An 18,302-nucleotide genomic window follows, 5' to 3' on the forward strand; every position below is an offset into this window, starting at 1 on the left:
ACCGTCGCCACCATCAAGATCCCGAGCACCACACTCGCTGCTGCCATCAGTTCGCCCCTTCTTGAAGCTGCCGTTTCACTTCCCGCCGGATGGCCTTGGGGGCTGCCTGAGCAACCCGCGAAGCGCGGTCCTGGCGCATAGCCATCACGCGGCGGCGGACGCCGGCCATGTCGATGGTCATCGGTGAGTGAGGGTTTTTGCGGTTCCACTCGCGCACTGCATCGCGCACCGCTTTCTGCTGCTCGAAGTCCTTCTCGTACACGGCTTTTGCCATGTCCCCGGCGAAGTCCTGTTTGGCCAGCCGATTCTGCGCCACCATAGCCTGCGTCGTAAAGGTGCGCTCTGCCTCGCGGGCAACGTCGGAGGGCTGGAAACCGATCGCCTTCACCAGCCCGTCGACCGGCGATGCATCCATCACCTTGCGGCCCTTCGTGTCCTTGTATTCGCCGGTGAGCATGACCTCGAGGCCCTTGCGCAGGTTCTCCGCTGCCTTCGGCGCCATCATCGTGCCGCCCTGCACCACATCGCCGTCCAGCACCTTGCCGGCGCCCTCATAGCCGCGCTGCACCAGATCCGCGGCCGGGCCCAGGAGCTCGGCCACGTCACGGGCGTGGTCCCGCTTCTTCACCAGCAGGCCGGTGCCGGGCAGCATGTTGCCCATGCCCAGCCGGCCGGCGACGTCGATCGGCACGCCGGGGAAGCCGGAGATACCGCGCTCCACGAAGTTCGCACCGCCGTCGCCCAGCGTGTTGATGAGGAACTGGCGGCGCGCCTGCTTGGTCGAGAAAGCGTATCCCAGGCGCTGCATGATCCCGTCGATCACGTCCTCCGTGTCCGACATGAAGGGGATGCCACCGGCGCCGGACAGCAGGAAGAGCATGGCCAGGGCGAAGAGCGCAGCCTTCTTGCCCTCGGGCCCGCCTTGGGTCGCCATGCGGTGCAGCAGCTCGGCGTAGCTGATGCTGTATTGCTTGAACGTGAAGATGACCGAGCCGGCCGCGCCGCGCGCCCACTGCGGTTTGTTGCCCTTGTTGTAGACGAACTGGGTGTCGGCGATCGCCTTAGCGGCGAACTTGGCCGGGTTCGAGATGCCCTGCTCCACCGCCGTGCGGTAGGCCGCGATGAAGGTCACGCGCCGGTTGAACTGCTCGGCCAGGCTGAAGGGCTTACCCCACGCCACCATGACCTTCGAGCCGAGATTCCGCGCGGTGGCCACCGCGTTGCCCAGCTTCGTGCCGTCGCCGGTCTGCAGCGCGGCCTTGCCGCGGGCCTGGGCGATGAGCTGGTGCACTTCCTGCGGCGCCACGATGCCCTCGGCCTCGGCGTGCGTGAGCGCGGCGTCGAGCCTGGCATCCCCGGTGCTGGACTTCATCACGTCGGCCACGGCCTGCTTCATGCGGGCTGCCGACTTGGCGATGCCGCCGTACTGGCTCAGGTAGGGCATGGTCACAGCGAAGGGCTGCGTCATGTTGACCATCGCCGAAGCGATCGAGCCGCCGATGTATTGCGCGAACAGCAGGCCGCGGATCTGCTGCGCCTCTTCCTGCGGGTTGCGCACGTAGTCGGCCATCTTGATGGCCATATCCTTGAGCTCGCCGTCCTCCTTCGGGATTTCCTGCGTGGCGCGGGCAATGTCGCCGGCGTGCAGGTTCTGCGCGGTCAGCCGGGCATTCGAGTAGACGAAGCCCGCCAGGACGCGGCCAGCGTCTTCGCTGAAGCCCGCGATGCCCTTGCGCTCGATAAGGCGCTTCATGGCGCTGCGGTTGCTCTTCGCCAGCTTGAGGTACTGCTGGAACATCTGGTGCTGCGCCTCGTCGCCCTGCGCCTCGAGGCCCACCATTTCGCCGAAGAGCTCGAGCGTCTCGGGCGTGATGCCGTTGAAGAGCTTGTAGGCCTGCTGGCTGACCGTGCCCTGGGTGATGGTCGCACCGGGGAACTGCTCGCGCAGGCGCCGCGCGGCCGCGCCGCGGTCCAGCCGCGACTCGTAGAGCCCGAAGTGCACGCGCTCGCCGTCGGCGTCCACCACGTCGACCGTGTAGGAGCCGTAGCGCGACAGCGGCGCGTAGCCGCGGTCGATCAGGCTCTTGATCTTGTCGCCCTTCTCAATCATGGTGTTGGCGCTGTCGATCAGCACGGCAGAGCGCGCCGGGTCGTCCTCGGCCATCTGCAACAGGTGGTCGCGCAGCAGCACCGCTGCGTCGTCGGCCGTCGGCGCGTCGAACACCATCTGGCGCAGGGCGTCGGTGTCCTTGCCGCCGAAGCGCAGAATTTCGGCCTTGCCCAGGTTGTTGAGGCTCACGTCGACGGCAGCCCGGAACTCGCGATAGAGGCCAATCTGGTCGGCGTTCAGGCCGAAGGTCGCCTTGAGCTCGGCGTCGGTGAACACCACGCCGGCCTTCAGGAATTCGGCCTCGAAGCGGTTGCGTACGGCGCCCTCGTACACGTCGATCTTCGATGCCTGCCAGCGCTGGAGCTGCTCGGGCGTGACGATGCGCTTGCGCAGCAGCATCTGTGCCTTGGCCTCGGTCGGCAGCGCGGCGTAGCGCGCCTCGAGGTCGGCCATTTTGATAAGCCGGCCGTCTTGGTCACGGGCATAGGTCAGCGTGCCCTCGAAAACCGGAGCGGCAAGCGCCTTGGTGTCGGCCAGCGACATCGCGCCCTTCTTCAGATCCGCGAACGTCTCGAGCTTCGGCAGGATGTTGGGCGCGAGGTCAGCCGCCTCGGTGGCGTAGAGGCTCACGTCCTGCAGGAAGGTTTGCACCGCGTCGTACACGCGCTTGAAGGCCGGCCGGCGCTGCGCGAGGTCGTGCATGGTGCCGACGGTCTTATGCCACCAGCCCACGACGCCCTGCGACTTGAACAGGTCGCCCATCAGGTCGGAGGCCTTCGCGCGAAAGTCGCGCACGTCGTTGACGCCATAAGCTGCGGCGTCCTCGTGAACATCGCGGCCTTCCACGCGCGCTGCCGGCCCTGCCTCCACGCCCGACTTGCGCAGGGACACGCCCTCTTCCGGCTGCGCGTCGACCAGCACGCCGGCCTTGATAGCTGCCAGCACCGGCGCCGAATTCATGTCTGCATTCGAGCCCGTGGCAAAGATCATTTGCGATCCCGAATTGCGTTGCAGGCGGCGCACCATGGCAGCCAGATACGGGTAGTTGCGCGTCAGGATCGAACTCGGAGCCTCCGCGACCACGCGGACGCCGCCCATGCTGTCGGTGCCCACCAGCGTGATCCATCCGGGCTTCTGCATCGACTTGGCCACAACAGCGAGCGCCTCGGTGCTCAGGATCTTGGCGCCGAGCACGGCCGCGGGCTTGCTGGCCTGCAGCAGCCTGTCCTCGCCGAACTCGCGAGTGGTGACGACCGACTTTGCAGAGCCGCTGTCGCGCAGGTCGATGACCGCGTACTTGTTGCTGTTGATGACCACGTGCGCGAGCAGGCCCGGCACTTCGCGTGCGACGTTCTCCGTCACATTGAGGTCGGCCTGGCTGGGCGTGGGGTCGCCAGACGGGTGGTTGTGCAGCAAGTAGTAGCCGTCGGCGCCAACCGCCTCCATCTGGTCTGCGAAGAGCTCGAAGTACTCGTCGCGCGTCATGTCCGCGGGGATCAGCGGCGAGTAGCCGGGCATGCGAGCGCTGACGCCCGTTGCGTGGACGATCGTGCCGTCCTTGACAAAGAAAACGCGGGTGGTTTCGTAGCGCGGGTCGCGGTAGACCTGCGCGAGCGCGGCTAGATCGTCAGCGCTGCGGACGGTTTGACCGACAAGGGCTTGCGATCCAACGCGCTTGATGCGGTCTGCGATCCCGAGCGCGGTGATGCCGGCTCGACGCTGTACGGTGCCGTCAGGCCCCCGCAGAGCGTCAGCGGCGGCAGATCCGGCTCCTGCAAGGTCACTTGCGGTTCCGTCGTCTGGTTGGCCGGGCTCGTTGAGGTCATGGCCCGCATCGTACTCGGAGCGGCTTGCCTCGGCAACCGTCGCTTGGGAGGCCTTGTCGCCCTTGCCGGCGAGCCGCTGCAGCACTTCCTTGTGCTTCAGGCGGGCCGCTTCGAGCTTGCCCTGGTCGGGCCACGCGCCGGTGTCCTCGGTCTCATCGAGGTCGGCTTTCTCCTTCTGCGCACGGGCAAGCTGGCTCTTCAGGTAGTCCTGCTCGCCGGGGATGCTGTGCAGCATGGCGTCGACCAGCGCGACAACCCGCTCCGGCGCCTTGCCGGTGTCCTGCACGTAGAAGTCGCGGCTGGCCACCACCTTGCCGTCCTGGCGCAGCACCACGTCCATCATCACGGTGCCGGCCTTGTCCAACGAGCCTTCCACGGTCACGTCGTAGCCGCCGATGGTGCCCACAGGCTTCTCGACTTGATCGGCGATCGAGTCAATGACCCCCTGCTTGATGGCGCTACCGATGCGCGTACGGCGGCGGTAGTCCTCGCCGCCGACGTGCCACACGATCGGGTCCACGTCGCCGCGCAGATCCGAGAACGCTTCGGCCATCGCGGCGCGCGCGGTGTAGCGCTCGCCGTTGATTTCCACGTCGATCGGCGCCGCGCGCTCGGTGTCGTTGCCCTCCTTGTCCTTGGCCTTCACCTTGGCGTCGTCCTTCTCGCGCAGGTAGGCCTGGGCCTCGCGCCAGTCGGTGTATTCCTTGCCGTCGATGGTCGCCTTGAACCCGGAGAGCCGGGCCTGGGCGTCGGCCTTGTAGGCGTTCACCTGGGCGGCCCCGGCCTCGCCCGCCTTGATCTTGGGCGGCAGCTCGGCCAGGCGCTCGGCGTTGCGGCGCCGGCGCGACTCGAGCTCGTTCTTGTTGGCGTCGAAGGAGCGCTTGCGCTGCTCGAGCTTCTTCACGTCGGAGCGCAGTTGAATCTCGTGCAGCAGGTCGATATTGCCGGTGGCGGCCGCCTGCATCTCGCCGGCCGAGAGCTCGAGGTCTTCAAAGGCGTTGTCTATTTCGCGGCCCACCTTGCGGGTGCGAAGCTGGTTAATCATCTTCAGCTTCGTCTCCTGAACCTGCCACATGCGCATGTCCAGCGTGTCCTTGGTCACGTAGGCCAGGATTTCCACCTCGAAGTCGGCCAGCTCGTTCATCAGCGCATTGCCCTGGCGGATGATGCGGCCCTCGCGCTGCTCGACGTCCGACGGGCGCCACGGCACATCCAGATGGTGCAGCGCCACGAGCCGCTCATGCACGTTGGTGCCGGCGCCCATCTTCGGCGTCGAGCCCACCACCACGCGAATCTCGCCGGCGTTGACCTTGCGGAACAGGCTGGCCTTCTGGTCGTCGGTGTTGTAGTCGTGGATGAAGGCGATTTCCGCGGCCGGGACGCCCTTCTCGATGAGCGCAGCGCGCAGGTCGTCGTAGACGCTGAAGCCGCGCTCCGCTGCCTTCACCGCGTCGAGCCAGTCCGGGCCCCGTGCGTCGAGCTCTTCCTGGGCTGCTTCGGCGTCCTCCACGATCGCCAGGGCCGCCTCGTTGCCGAGCACGGCCGATGCCTGAATGTCCTCGCTGGCGGCAGCCACGCGCTCCTGCAGCGCCTGGTACTCCTTGAGCTCGGCCTTGGCGTGCTTCACCGGCGTGCCCAGGTCGGAGAACACCAGTTGCGTGCCCTTGACCGCGGCGTATTGCTGGTAGCGCGTCAGGATCTCATCGGAGGCGCGGTCGACGCGCCCGCCCTTCTCGCGCTCGATCACCTTCGGATCCACCAGCCGGATGTCCATGGCAGCCTTGCGGCCGTCGCCCATGATGACCAGCACGTTGTCGTCGCCCTTCCTGGGCGGGCCCTTGCGGGCCTCAACGATCTTCGCGCGCTCGGCGAGCTCTTCCATGTAGGCCACTTGCGCCGGCGTCTTGTCGAGCGACACCGGCGTGCGGCGATCGCCCTTCAGTTTGGGCAGGGGGAACTCGGCGCCGTCGTTCTCTTCGCGATAGGCGGTCTTGATGTCGTCCATCGTCACCGTGTCGCACACCTGGTCGAACATCTTCAGGAGCTCGGGGGTGTTCACGAAGTTGGACATGCGGCTCGAGGCCTTGAAGCCGTCGCCGCTGGGCTTCTGCATCCATACCTGCTCGACGCTCGCGAAGGTGTTGGCCCAGGCATCGAACGACTCGAAGCCCAGTTCCTTCATGGCGGTGGGCATCAGGTACCGCATCATGTGGTACATCTCGGCCAGCGAGTTGGACACCGGCGTGCCGGTGGCGGCGACGAAACCCTGGTCCCGGCCGTTCTTCGCGAAGATCTGGTTGATCTTCACGTACATGTCATAGGCGCGCTGGCTGCCGGTCGAGTCGCCCAGGCCCTGCACGTTCTGCATCTTCGTGCTGAACATCAGGTTCTTGAACATGTGGAACTCGTCGACGGCGAGCTGGTCCACGCCGAGTTGCTCGAAGTCCAGCAGGTCGTCCATCGGCTTGTCGCGCAGCGCCTTGATGCGGTTTTCCAGCTTCTCCTTCAGTGCCTCGAGCTGTTTGACCGTGCGCTTCTTCTGCGGCTTGTCGCCGTCGCCGTCCTGCACCGCCTTGATGGTCGCCACGATGTTCGCGACCTCCGCTTGGTTGAAGGCAGCCTCGAATTCCGGCGCGGGCTTGATGAAGCCGAACGACGAGTGCGCGATCACCACCGCGTCCCAGTCGCCGGTCGCAATCTTCGCCAGGAATTTGCGGCGGTTGGCCCGCTCGAAGTCCTTCTTGGTGGCGGTCAGGATGTTGGCGCCAGGGTAGAGGCGATAGAAGTCCGCGGCCCACTGCTTCACGAGGTGGTTGGGCACCGCGATCATCGGCTTGTTCGCGAGGCCCGTGCGCTTGAGCTCCATCGTGCCGGCCACCACCGTGTAGGTCTTGCCGGCGCCCACCACGTGGTCGAACAGCGCGGTGCGGTCCTGCACCATGCGCGCGATCGCGTTGCGCTGGTGGCGGCGGAAAGTCACGCCGCCGTCGCCCGGCTCCCGCATGTCGGGCACCTTGCCCGGAAACTCCATCATCGAGCCGTCGTAGACGCGCGTGACGTAGTTGTTGTTGGTGTCGTTGTAGGCGCGCACCAGCTTCTCGGAGCGGTCGGCATCGGCGAAGAGCCAGTCCCCGAAGGCCTCGCGGATTTCCTGCGCCTTGGTGTTGGCCTGCTCGGTCGCCTCGGTGTCGGTGTGGGTCTTGCCCTCGCCGTCGCGGTAGGTGACCTTGATTGCGCGGTTGTTCAGCAGCGCGGTCAGGATTTCCCCGCCGTTCATCTTCGGCGTGCCCCAGGTGGTGCGCCAGGCCACGTCGTTCGCCGGCGTGACGTCGACCTGATAGCTGCTGTTGAGCTTCATGTAGCGCACGCGCGCCTTGGTTCCGTCGCCGAAGAGCTTGGCCGCGAAGTCCTCGTAGGCCTTCTCAGGCACCCAGGGCGAGCCCACGCGCGCCACGATCTGGCTGGCGCCGACGTCCTCGGGCTGCACTTCCTCCAGGGCGCGAGCGTTCACCGAGAGGCCGGCAGCGCGGGCCTGCGCCAGCTTCGCGCGCACGTTGCCGGAGAGGTAGGCGTCCCGCAGCACGAACTCATCGGTTGCCGGGTCGCGGAACAGGAGCGGCTTGTCGCCGCTGGAGAGCTCGCGCAGCACGTCGTCCGGGTCGCGTTTCAGGATCTTGCCGATGTAGGCCGCATCCAGCTTGCCGCGCTCGGCCATGGAAACGGCCAGGGCGTCGGCTGCGGTGTCGACGCGGCGCACCTGGGTGCGCGCTGCAACCACGCGCCGCTCGAAAATTGGCGCCTTCTTCGCGGTCGACTTCGTGGGCTTGATGCCCTGGCGCTTCGCCGCGGCCGGGCCGATGCCGGGCGTGTAGTTGTGCTCGAGCGAGGCCAGCAGCGGGAAATCCGGGTCATCGTCGAACACGCGCAGGGTGCTCGGGTCGTTGATGAGCCCGTGCTCCTTGCGGTAGGCGTCGTACTGCTGGTTCAGCGTGGCGCGCAGTTGGCCCATGCCCTTGTCGTCGTCGGCCATTTCCGCGGCGATCAGGCCGCGCAGGGTCGAGCGCATGCCGGCCAGCGCCTTGATGCGCGCGAAGCCGCCCTCGCCCAGCGTCGTTTTCTCGGTCCACTGGCTCGCCGGCGTGACTTCGGTACCGCGCGCCTCGCCGCCCAGGTCGGGCAGGCGCTGCATGAGTTTGTCGCCCTCGAGGAAGAAGCCGCCTTCTTGCACTGTCGGGCTCTTCAGGGCGACGATCGCCGCCTTGGTCTTGTCGGCCGTGCCGGTGTCGGCGATCGACTGGTAGACGCCCTCGGGCAGCTTGCCCACCGCTTCGCGCAGCATTGCGAGCGTGTCCTGGCCAGCGCGCGCCACCAGCGCGGGGAACTCGGGCCCGTACATGGTGCCGAAGGCGCCGAAGTTGCCCAGCATCATGTCCGGGTTGTCGATGAAGTACTGGTTGAGCGCTACCTGCTTGCCCTGGCGGTCGGTGTAGCTGCCGGTGCCCAGCCAGCGCTTGGCGTCCTGCTTCGCGGCCTTGCCGCCAATCTCGGAGTCCGGGCGCTTCTGCAGAAAGATGATGTCGGTGGTGACCTCGGTATTTGCGTTCTTCGCGAAGGCGCTGTTCGGCAGCCGGATGGCGCCCAGGAACACCGTGCGGTCGCTGATGTACTTGCGCGCGCTGTCGGTCTTGGCGTCGAGGAACGAGTTGGTGACCACCTGGGCCATCACCCCGCCCTCGCGCAGCATGTCGACCGCCTTGGCGAAGAAGTAGTTGTGCAGGCTCAGGCCGGACAGGTGCTTGCGGCCGCTGCGGTCGGTCTGCGGGTCGCTCGCGAACGGTGGATTGCCCACCGCGGCGTCGAAGTAGGCGTCATTGCCCTTGAACTCGGTGAAGTCGGCGCGCTGCACGATCTGGCGCGGGTACAGGTGCTTCGCGATGGCGCTCGAGAACGGCTCGCGCTCGATCGCAGTGAAGCGGCCGGCGCTGCGCATGTCCGCGGGCATGAGGCCGATGAAGTTGCCCACGCCGGCTCCGGCCTCGAGCGTCTTGCCGCCCGTGAAGCCGAAGCGGCGCAGCGCAGCGTAGATGCCGTCCACGATGATCGGCCGGCTGGTGTAGTGCGCGTAGCGCGTCGATCGGCGCGCGTCGGCCAGATCCTGCTCGGACAGCAGGCCGGTGAGCTCCGCGTGCTCCTCGGCCCAGTCGGCATTCTTCGGATCGAAGGCCTGCGGCAGCCCGCCCCAGCCCACGTATTGCGCCAGGACGCGCTGCTCTTCCGGCGTAGCCAGGCGCCCGCTCGCCTCGAGCTCGTTCAGCAGGCGGATGGCCGCGACGTTGTTCTTGAACTTGGTCTTCTGCCCGCCTTCTCCCAGGCCGAGGTCATCCTCGATGGTGAAGTCGTCGGCCTTGATCTGCGGCGCCGCGATGGGGGGCGCGTTGGGGGCCTCGTTGGGCCCGCCCTCGGGGATCAGTCCCGCTTGTTGGGGTCGAACTCCGTCAGGCCGCGAATCAGGTCGCGGTGGGCGCGATAGCCCTGGCTTTTTGGCAGCTTTTCCTCCTGCCCCGGTTCCTCCGGAGGGAACAGGTACGTCTCGCGAACCTGCTCCCACGCTTCCTGCCACGTCGCGCCCTGCGTCGTCAGCACCCGAATCCCCGCCGCCGTCGCGTCCGCGGCTTCCGTCAGCGCCTGCTCGAGCTTGCCCGCCTTCTCCAGCCGGGCGAACATCTTGGGCAGATGCTCCTTCCAGTGCGCCCTCGCTTGGGCGATCCAATTCGCGTGCTGCATTTCCATCTTTCGGTGCTCCAGTATCTGCGGCCGGGGCCACGGGTGCAATGCTGTCCAAATCCGCAGCTTCGACGGACGCTGCGGTGTCCATGCCTTCGATCGCCGCGGCGCGCGGGTCGAACTTCAGCGCCATATAGAGCTGCTTGAGGTACGGGCGGATGCCCTCGCCCATGTCCTCGAGCATGGCCTTGGCGTAGGCCGCGAACGTGCGCGCGCCGCGCTCGATGTGGTAGCCGGCCAGGGTGATGCCGTCTTGCAGGAGCTCGGGGTCGATGCCGCTGCGCAGCGTGCCGAGCTTGGCCTTCATGCGGGCCCGCGCGGCGGCCGCCGCATCCTCGGTGAAGATCTTGTTGGCTGCGGCGCCCGGCGCCTTGTTCTTCGTCAGTACAACATCGCCCTGCGCGTTGGGCTTCATGCTGTAGCCGGGCTCCGCACGGCGATTCATCTGCGCTCGCATGATCGATTCGGGCACGTCGACCCCGTTCGGCACCGTGACGGATTCCGTCGTGCTGCCGGGCTTCATCATTTCAGCGACTTGGGCTTCGATGTCGATGCCAGGGGCAGCCGGCTCCGGCGCAGCGGCGGGTGCCTTCGGGGCGGCTTCCGGCGCCGGTGCAACGGTCGCCGCGGGCTTATCCGCCTTGCCCTTCGGTGCCGCGGCGGTGGTCACCGCGGCCGGAGTTGCGGGCGCCGGAGCGTCCGCCTGTGCATTCTTCAGCGGGGGCAGCTTCTCGAGGTGGGCCTCACGGATGAAGTAGCCCTTGGCCTTCACGTTCCACGTGGAGGGGTCGATGGCCTCGGCCTGCTCCTTCGACAGGTCGGCGCGCCACACGCCGCGCAGCTTGCGGCCGCGCCCGGTGGTGTGCTCCACGACCTCGCCGCGGTCGGCAGGCGCTACTGCCGGCGCGGCAGCCGCATCAGCGGCTGGTCGAAGTGCTGCAGCACCGCCGCTTGCCGCAGCATCTGCTCCGCTACCTTCTTCTGGTGCGGCTTCAGCAGCAGCACGCGCGGGCTCGGCTGAGGGTTGGGGTTTGGCTTTCGCACTGGTGACCTCCGGTTGGACGGCCGACTTGCGCACGACGAAGCCGCCCTTGACGGGCACGACTTCATGGCCGGGGCCGGCCTTCTTCGCTGCGTTGCTGGCCGGCAGTTTGATGGTGAAGGGCATGCCCTTCGAGTTGGTGATGTCGCCGTCCAGCACGCCGGCGTCGGCGCGCTCCTTCGCGGCGCGGCGCTCGTCGCGCAACGCCTCGCCCTTCTCGTAGTCGGGCGTGCCCTTGGTGGCCAGCGTGAAGCCGCCCTCGGTGGGCACGGGCAGCGCGGAGATATTGCCGCCGCGGGTCTTCTGCTCCTTGCGGTAGGCATCGGCCTCTTCGTAGGTGGCGAAGCTCTGCGGTGCAGCCGGCTCCTGCGCCACGAACGGCTTGCCCTTCGCGCGGATGGCCTCTGCATCGGGGCCGATCGCGCCGGCGCGGAAGGCATTGGCGAGCGGGCTGGCCGGGTCTACGTCGGCAGGGACAGCGGTGGCAGATTCAGCAGTTTGGTCAGCGCCGACGGGCGCCCCTTCTGCCAGCACGCTATCCGCCATGCCGCCAGCCAGGCCGGATTGCTCAGGCGCGGCAGCAGCGTCCGGTAGCTGCGCTCCACTCTGACCGGGAAGCTGTTCGCCGACTTCATCAGCCGGCGCTTGATCGCTCGCACTTTCACTGGGGACTCCTTCAGGGTTGATCGATGCTGCGGCCTTCGCGAGTGCGCCCGCAGGCTTGGGTTCCACGTCGATGATTTCGCCCGTGGCGGTCTGCGCGGCGCGGGCCAGCGGACCCTTCTCCACGATCTGGCCGGCGCGCGCCTCGAGGTCATCGCGCACGCCCTGGCGTTGGTCGACGGTCTGCGCGGTGCCGTCCGGGCCGACGGTGATGGTCGGCGCCGGCAGCGCGAGCGCAGGCGCTGCAGCGGGCGCGGGCGGGGTCGGTGGCGCAACGAGCTTCGGCTTGCTCAGCGCGTTCGCACCACCACCCATCGCGGCGCCGGTCAGCATGCCGAGTACTGCGGCTTGGTCCACGCCCTCTTCCAGCGGCTTGCCGAGCGCAGCGTTCTGGAGCACCTGCTCCTGAATCGACTGCGGCAGCTCTTCGAGCACGCCCTCGGCCACCGCGCCCTCGAGCACGCGCCGGACGATGCCCTTGGCCTTCGCGGTGCTCTGCACGGCGCCCACCAGCATCGTGTCGACGTCGGCGATGCCCAGCGACTTCGCGACCTTGTTTCCCAGCAGGCCGAAGGCGCCGGTGCCGACACCGGAGGCGATCGCCGCAGCAGACTGCCCCTTGGACAGCAGGCCGTCGTCGGTTTCCTGGCGGATCTGTTCGGCCTGGCTGCCCGCGCCCATGATGCCCTCGCCGGCAGCCGCGGCCATCGCGCCGCCGATCTTCGGAGCGCCCTGCAGCAGCGCACGGCCCACGCCGGCGCCACCAACCATGCTCGGCGCCGATTCGACGGCCGCGTGGCCGATCACCGACGGGTTCTCCAGGGCCGCGACGAACTTGCCGCCGAAGCCCGGCGCATCGCTCACGTTCTTGAAGGCCTGCTTCTGCTGGTCCGAATAGAGGTCGTCCAGCATGGCCTTGGCCTCTTTCGGCCGGTAGCCCACCGCCTCCATGCCCTTGCCCGCGTAGCCGCCCGTCGCGAGGTCGGCCACGCCCACCAGCGCCTCGCCGGCGCCGATCACGCCTTTGGCTGCGCTGATGCCCACGTCGCCGGCCACACGCGCCCACGAGCGCGGCTCTACCGGCGCCTCGGGGGCCTTCGCCCCGATGGCCTTCGCGATGTCCTCCGGAGACATGTCCGGGTAGTGGACCTCGTGCAGCACGCGCACGATTTGTTGGTCATCGAGGTTCGCCCAGTCGGGCTCTTTCGCGCGGATCTCGTTGATGTTCATGAGGGGTGGTGCTGGATTGATCGTGATGTCAGGACGCGCGAGTCGAAGCAGCGAGCTCCTTGTCCTTCTTCTGCGCCTTGAGCTTTTCTTCCTGCAGGTAGGCCTGTTGCGCGGCGTTGAAGCGCTGCTCGCCCTCCTTCTGAGCCGCGCCATCGCTGCGCTGCTTCCACGCGGCCACGTCGGGCGAGAGCTCGGTGCGCGTGCCGCGGTTGAGCTCCGCAACCTGCTTCTTGTAGACCGCTGCCATGGGGTCTTGAGCGGCGAGCGCCGCGGAGGTCCGCGCGCTGTAGGCGCGGTTCTCCTGGGTCTTGTTCGTGCCCTTCTCGGCCGACGTGCCACCGTTGAAGCCGGCCATGGCCTTGTCCCACGAGCCGGTGCGGTCGTAGCTTTCCTTCAGGTGGTAGGCCGCGGCGAGCGCCTGCTCTTCGGGGTCTTCGCTGTAGGCGTCGACGCCGTACTTCTTCAGGAACTTGTCGCGCGTGCTCTGGATGAACTGATAGACACCCTTGGCGCCCTTTGGCGACACCTGATCGCTGTTGCTGCGCTCGCCGACGGTGCGGATGGTGCGCATCACTTCGGTGGGCACGCCGGTCTTCTTCGAGGCCTCCACTTCGGCGCCGTCCCACACCGGATCTTTGAAGCTGATTGGGGTCGAGCCGCGGCCGGCGCCGCCGCCCTGGCCACCGTTCGCGCCTGCGTTGCGGCCCTGCGCCTTGAGGCCGAAGGGGTCCGCCGCGCCGGTGTCGCGCTCCACATAGGGGGTGAGCGCCTTGCTGATGCGCGCGTTGACGACGGCTTGCCGCTCGATCAGCGTCTTGGCGTTCGGGTTGTTCACGTCCCAGGTGCCGTCGGCCTGCGCCTTGATGACGGCCGCGTTGATCGTGTCCGCCTCCTTGCGCCAGCCTTCGACCTGCATCTTCACGGCTGGCGGGATCTTGGCGCTGCGCTCGGCGTCCTTTAGCGAAAGCTCGGCCGTGCGGATCTGCGTATCCGCCAGTCGGCCCTGGCGGTCTTCGGTGCGGTCGGCGCGAGCGGAGGTCGTATTGAAGTGCCGCTCGCTCTGCTCGTAGCTGCGATCGCTGTTCTTCTGCGCGCGGTCGCGCTGCTCCTGCTGGTCGTAGTGCGCCATGCGCGCCGACGGGTCGATGGTGCGGTCCAGCATCCACGCGGCCTGCACCAGCCCGCGCTCGTCGTTGCTGAACTGCGGCAGGCCGGGGATCGGCGCGGCCTTGCCGTCCTTGTCGAGCGCGGCGTAGGTGACGCTCTTGCCGTCCTCGCTGATGACCGGCTGAACCTTCAGGCCGGCCATCGGGCCCGCTTCGGAGTTGGTCGCGAGCTCCGCGAGGCCGGCGTGCCCCTTGCGCATCGCCGTGCCCAGGTCGCGCTTCCAGCGCTGGTCGGCCAACTGCATCTTCTGCAGTTCGCCCTGGCGGTCGCCGCTTTCGAGAGCCATCGCCTTTTCGACCTGGCCGGCACTGCGATAGGCCTGGGCAACACGCTGGGTCTGCGCCTCGGGCGAGTTTTGCCGCGCGAGCTCGGCCTCTGCCTCCGCGCGGTTGCTGAAGTCCTTGCCTCCCACGCGCAGCGCCAGCGGGGGCGGCGCAGCAGCGGGCACGGTGGCCTGGGCGCCCTGCATGATGCGGGCCGATGCTTCATCCTGCGCCGCGGCCTGCTGGTCGACCGCATTGGAGGCCTTCGCCGCCATGGACTGCTCGATGCGCGCACCCTCCCGGCTGGTCGCCTGCACCGCGGCCTGCGCGCGATCGGACTCGCCTTCTGCCGCAGACGCCATGGCGTTTGAGAACGACGATGCGCCAGCAGAGGCCGCATCACCCGCGGTCACCGGCTGCTTCAGCGCCTTCTCGCCGGCCTGCCCGACGTCACGGTTGTCCATGTAGTCGGGCTTGAGCACGCCGCCCGCGCCTTCCTCGAGCGCGACCGGGCGCGAGGCGTTCTTTAGCGACGATTTCAGGTCGTCCTCTTCAGCCCATGCCTTGCGCTGCCGCGAGCGCGTCTCGTCACGCCACTTCTTGTTTTCCTCGTCCTCTTCGCGATCGCGCACGATGCGCTTGCCGCGAAGGTAGCCGTCGACACCCGCCGCGAGAGCGTGACCCCATCCACCAGCCATATCAGGCCTCCGTTTCGGTGTTCAGCCAGGACAGCGAGCGATCGATTTCGCGTCGGATGTCGGCCATGCGTTGAATGAAAACCTTGTGCTCGTTCGGGTGGTGCGCGCGCATGTAGGCCGCTCGGCCCTCGTCCCACCACGCGGTGCAACCCATGCACTCCGGCGCGCGGCGCGTGCCCGCGGCGTAGAACGGCGCCACCGGCAGGTCGAGCTCGCGCAGGAACGTCATCACCGTGTCGGCGGACCAGTCCTCGATCGGGTACAGCACCTCGAAGCCATCCGCGACTTCCCCGCTGCGCAGCGGCGCGGATGCGTATTCGTCGGCGCGCTGCCCGCGGATCAGGAGCGTCATGCCGTCGAGCTGCATGCGCGCGTGCAGCGGGTTCATCAGGTTCGCGGCGCAGCAGTCGTAGCGGCCCTGGAGCCGCAGCGGAGCGCCGGACACCATCTGGCCCAGTGCGGTGTTGTCGACGGGGATGAGGTCGGTGGGGTAGCCCGCGTACTGGTGGTTGCCCTTCACATCGGTCACGATGCGGATCAGCTCCACGCCGGCCTCGGCGAGCGCCTGCTCCACCTGGGCGACAACGGCGCGCGTCTCGGGGAACTGGTCGCCGGTGTCGACGTGGTAGACGCGGATCTGCGGCCAGAAGTCGCGCAGCGCGTAGAGCGCGGCCGTGCTGTCACGCCCGCCGCTGAACTGGAAGGCCACGCGGCCCTTGTGCCGGTGCAGCGTGCGCTGGTGGCCACCGAAGGACTCGAAGCGCCAGATGGTCGGAACCACGCCGGTCATCAGGGTGTCCGCCAGCGCGTCGTCGTTCATGAGCTCGCGCATGCGGTCGACCTTGACCTCCGGCGCGATGGCGAAGTCCATGTGAAAGCCGGCTTCGGCTGCCCAGGCTTCGACCTGCTCCGGCGTGTGGGCGTGGGCGCCGAGCACGCGCTCGAATTCCACGTTGTCGCCCTCGAGGCGCGCCATGTCGTTGATGAAGAGCTTGCCGCCTGGCTTGAGCACGCGGAAGGCCTCGCGCAGCACGCGCGGCCAGTCTCCGGACTGGCAGATGGCGTAGCTGAAGATCACGACGTCGGCCACGCCGTCGAGCACGGGGAGCTCGTGGAAGTCGGCGTGCAGGCGGTCAAAGTCCTCCGGGCAGTGCTCGAGCTGCACCGTGCTGGTGTTGACCAGCAGGAATTGCAGATCCGGCCGGGCCTCGTGCATCAGGCGGGCCATCTCGCCCACACCGCAGCCCGCGTCCAGCACCATCGCGCCCTCGGGCGGGTCCAGCGCCTCGAGCAGCACGGCCACGTGCTCGGCCTCGGTGTCGCCGAACAGGGCGCCGTTGAAGACGCGCACGCCGCTTTCCAGCACGCGCGCGGTGGTTTCGTCCACGAGGGACTGGTCAATGAGGTTCATCAGATGACGACTGCGATGGTTGCGACGGCGCCGACACCGGCCGCGGTGGTCGCGTTCTTGGAAGCGGCTGCCGCGCCCTGCTGGCCAGCGACTGCGCCGTAGGTGTTGCCTGCGCCGGCGAGGCCCTGCTGGGCGCCCGCGTAGCCAGCGTTCATGTTGGCGTTGCCGGCTTGGCCGGCTGCCAGGATGCTCTGTTGCGCGGCCATGGCGCCGGCGCCCGCTTGCTGCGCGAGCGCTGCCGTGGTGCCCTGCGAGCTCGCGATGTTGCGGCCCAGGTTCGCGGCGTCCATGCGGCGCGCGTAGCCGATCTGCTCCACCGCCTTGGAGGCGGAATTCGCGGCGCCGGCCTTGGCCCTCGCTGCGCCCAGGTCCATCGTGCCCTGCATGGCGACGGTCTTGCCGCTGGCCGGGTTGACGCCGGCGCGCTCCATCTCGCGCATCGTGGCGCCGCGCTGCGCGGCAATGCTGCGCTCCACGTCGGAACTCGCGGCGGCCGCCTCTGCCGCGCGGCGCTCGGGCGTGTCGTAGTTCTTCGCGTCGGCGACGATTTCCTGCTCGAGCGGCCGGTAGGTGGTCCGGTAGTCCTCGTTGGCCTGCCGCGTGAGGTCCGTCTGCTGGCGCATCTGCTCGATCTGAGCGTTCGACACCTCGGTGCCGATGCGCTGCGCCTCCGCGCGGTCGGGCGCCTCGTTGCTATAGACCTGCTTTGCCCAGTCCAACTGCTCGCGCGAGAGCTGGGCCTGCTGCATCGCCGTGTACAACTGCGCCGAGCTCGCGGCGCCGCCGCCCCCGCCACCGCCCATCGGCGTGAGGCGCATGCCGGCAGAGTGCCGCTGCTCAAACGAAAGAATCATGGGTAGACCCCTTGTGCCGCGTGGGCACGTCGGCGAACGAATCGCCGGCGTGGGTCTTCGTAACCCTGGTGGAAACTGGCTCGTATCCGAGGTAGCGCGCCATGCGGTCTGCCCCGTTCTCGAGCCGGAAGTGGAAGGTTGCCGAGCGCACGCCCAGCGCGAAGATGCAGCGCTCCCCGTACTGCACCAGCCGCAGGCCCAGGAGCCCGCCGCGGTGGTTCGGATCCACGTACAGCACGTCGTCGGTCACGCTGTAGACGCCGCTGTCGATGTCGCGCCCGATGAAAAGCCACAGGCTGCCGACGATGGCACCGGTGGGTCGGTACCGCGCGGTGTAGATGACGTGCTGGCCGAGCCGCTGCATCTCAGTCAGTCGGTTCCAGTCGGTAAGGTCGTTGCGCTCGCCTGGCCGCGTCTCGGCGATGTAGCGCATGCGTTGGCCCTCGAGCTCTTCGCGGGCGCTGTTTAGGCGCTCGCACTGAAAGATGTAGTCCCCGAACTCGCCGCGGGGCCACAGCGAGGGCGAGAGCGGGCTCGCCGGCGAGACTTCACGTGCGATCGCGGTCGCAAGCGGCAGCGTGAGCTCTTCGCCCACGTGCTTTGCCAAGACCAGCGAAAGAAGGTTCATCCGTGGATTTGGCCCAACGGAAAACCGGAAATAAAGGGGGGTCGATCCGCCGCTTACGGGCCCCATTGGATGGCCTCGAGGGCTGCGCCGGACGAAACCTCGATCCGGTCGCGCAGCCGACGGCCGATCGCGTGCGCATCGGTGGCATGGGTCAGGACCGCCATCGCCACCCGGCGAAACTGCTCCTTGTTGAGGGTCACGGCCGAGTTGTCGAAGCGCGTCCACTCGACAGTCCAGTCATCGGGCAGCGCATCGAGGGCGGCGTATTGCCCGGTGACGTTGATCGCGGCCGCGGCGTCGGCGTCGAAGCGACCCAGGCCCGGCAGCATGACGCCACCCGTGATGAAGGCCTCGCGCGCAGCCTTGATTTCCCTCCACTTGTCGGCGCGGTGCATCTCCGTCGTGCGCTGGCTGACCCACTGGTGCGAGGGCCAGTCGAACGTGTGATAGGGCGTCGGCTGGGGGCCGATCGGCACGAATGCAGAGCTCGCGGCGTCCCACCAGTGCGCCGACGGCGCGAGCTGCTCGATCACGTCGCCGGGGATGAGCTTCACGTCGGTGGTGGTGCCCGTGCCGAGAACCTCGCCGTGCGGGCCGATGACGCTGTAGGGGAAGATTTGCATGGC

The 18,302-nt window shown here is 67.9% G+C and carries 6 protein-coding genes; all 6 read right to left on the minus strand.

What is annotated here, in order from left to right:
- Positions 1–46 precede the first annotated feature (46 nt).
- Genes ACSQ89_RS15630 through ACSQ89_RS15655 form a run of 6 tightly spaced genes read right to left on the minus strand, consistent with a single transcriptional unit; the run spans position 47 to position 18,299 of the window.
- Positions 47–12,655 carry a PLxRFG domain-containing protein gene (locus ACSQ89_RS15630; RefSeq protein ID WP_436296218.1) on the minus strand — a complete coding sequence of 4,203 codons (12,609 nt, stop codon included), beginning with the start codon at positions 12,653–12,655 and terminating at the stop codon, positions 47–49.
- Between the two features lie 28 nt (positions 12,656–12,683).
- Positions 12,684–14,783: a transglycosylase SLT domain-containing protein gene (locus ACSQ89_RS15635; protein ID WP_436296219.1), complete on the minus strand. Its 2,100-nt coding sequence runs from the start codon at positions 14,781–14,783 to the stop codon at positions 12,684–12,686.
- Position 14,784: 1 nt separating this feature from the next.
- Entirely contained in the window at positions 14,785–16,194 is a 1,410-nt protein-coding gene (locus ACSQ89_RS15640; RefSeq protein WP_436296220.1) for a methyltransferase domain-containing protein, read from the minus strand.
- A complete protein-coding gene (locus ACSQ89_RS15645) occupies positions 16,194–17,048 on the minus strand; it encodes a hypothetical protein (protein ID WP_436296221.1) in 855 nt (284 codons plus the stop codon). Before ACSQ89_RS15645 ends, ACSQ89_RS15640 begins: the two co-directional genes overlap by 1 nt.
- On the minus strand, positions 17,032–17,676 hold the full coding sequence (locus ACSQ89_RS15650; protein ID WP_436296222.1) for a hypothetical protein: 645 nt from the start codon (positions 17,674–17,676) through the stop codon (positions 17,032–17,034). The genes ACSQ89_RS15645 and ACSQ89_RS15650 overlap by 17 nt, the downstream gene beginning before the upstream one ends.
- Before the next feature lie 53 nt (positions 17,677–17,729).
- Entirely contained in the window at positions 17,730–18,299 is a 570-nt protein-coding gene (locus ACSQ89_RS15655; RefSeq protein WP_436296223.1) for a DUF4376 domain-containing protein, read from the minus strand.
- Between the last annotated feature and the right edge of the window lie 3 nt (positions 18,300–18,302).

This window comes from Variovorax sp. LjRoot175 (assembly GCF_964253805.1).
Classification (GTDB): domain Bacteria; phylum Pseudomonadota; class Gammaproteobacteria; order Burkholderiales; family Burkholderiaceae_C; genus Variovorax.

Excerpts from the sequence above, each read along its gene's own strand:
- ACSQ89_RS15645 (WP_436296221.1), bottom strand. The coding sequence starts at position 17,048 with ATGATTCTTTCGTTTGAGCAGCGGCACTCTGCCGGCATGCGCCTCACG.
- ACSQ89_RS15640 (WP_436296220.1), bottom strand. The coding sequence starts at position 16,194 with ATGAACCTCATTGACCAGTCCCTCGTGGACGAAACCACCGCGCGCGTG.
- ACSQ89_RS15650 (WP_436296222.1), bottom strand. The coding sequence starts at position 17,676 with ATGAACCTTCTTTCGCTGGTCTTGGCAAAGCACGTGGGCGAAGAGCTC.
- ACSQ89_RS15635 (WP_436296219.1), bottom strand. The coding sequence starts at position 14,783 with ATGGCTGGTGGATGGGGTCACGCTCTCGCGGCGGGTGTCGACGGCTAC.
- ACSQ89_RS15655 (WP_436296223.1), bottom strand. The coding sequence starts at position 18,299 with ATGCAAATCTTCCCCTACAGCGTCATCGGCCCGCACGGCGAGGTTCTC.
- ACSQ89_RS15630 (WP_436296218.1), bottom strand. The coding sequence starts at position 12,655 with ATGAACATCAACGAGATCCGCGCGAAAGAGCCCGACTGGGCGAACCTC.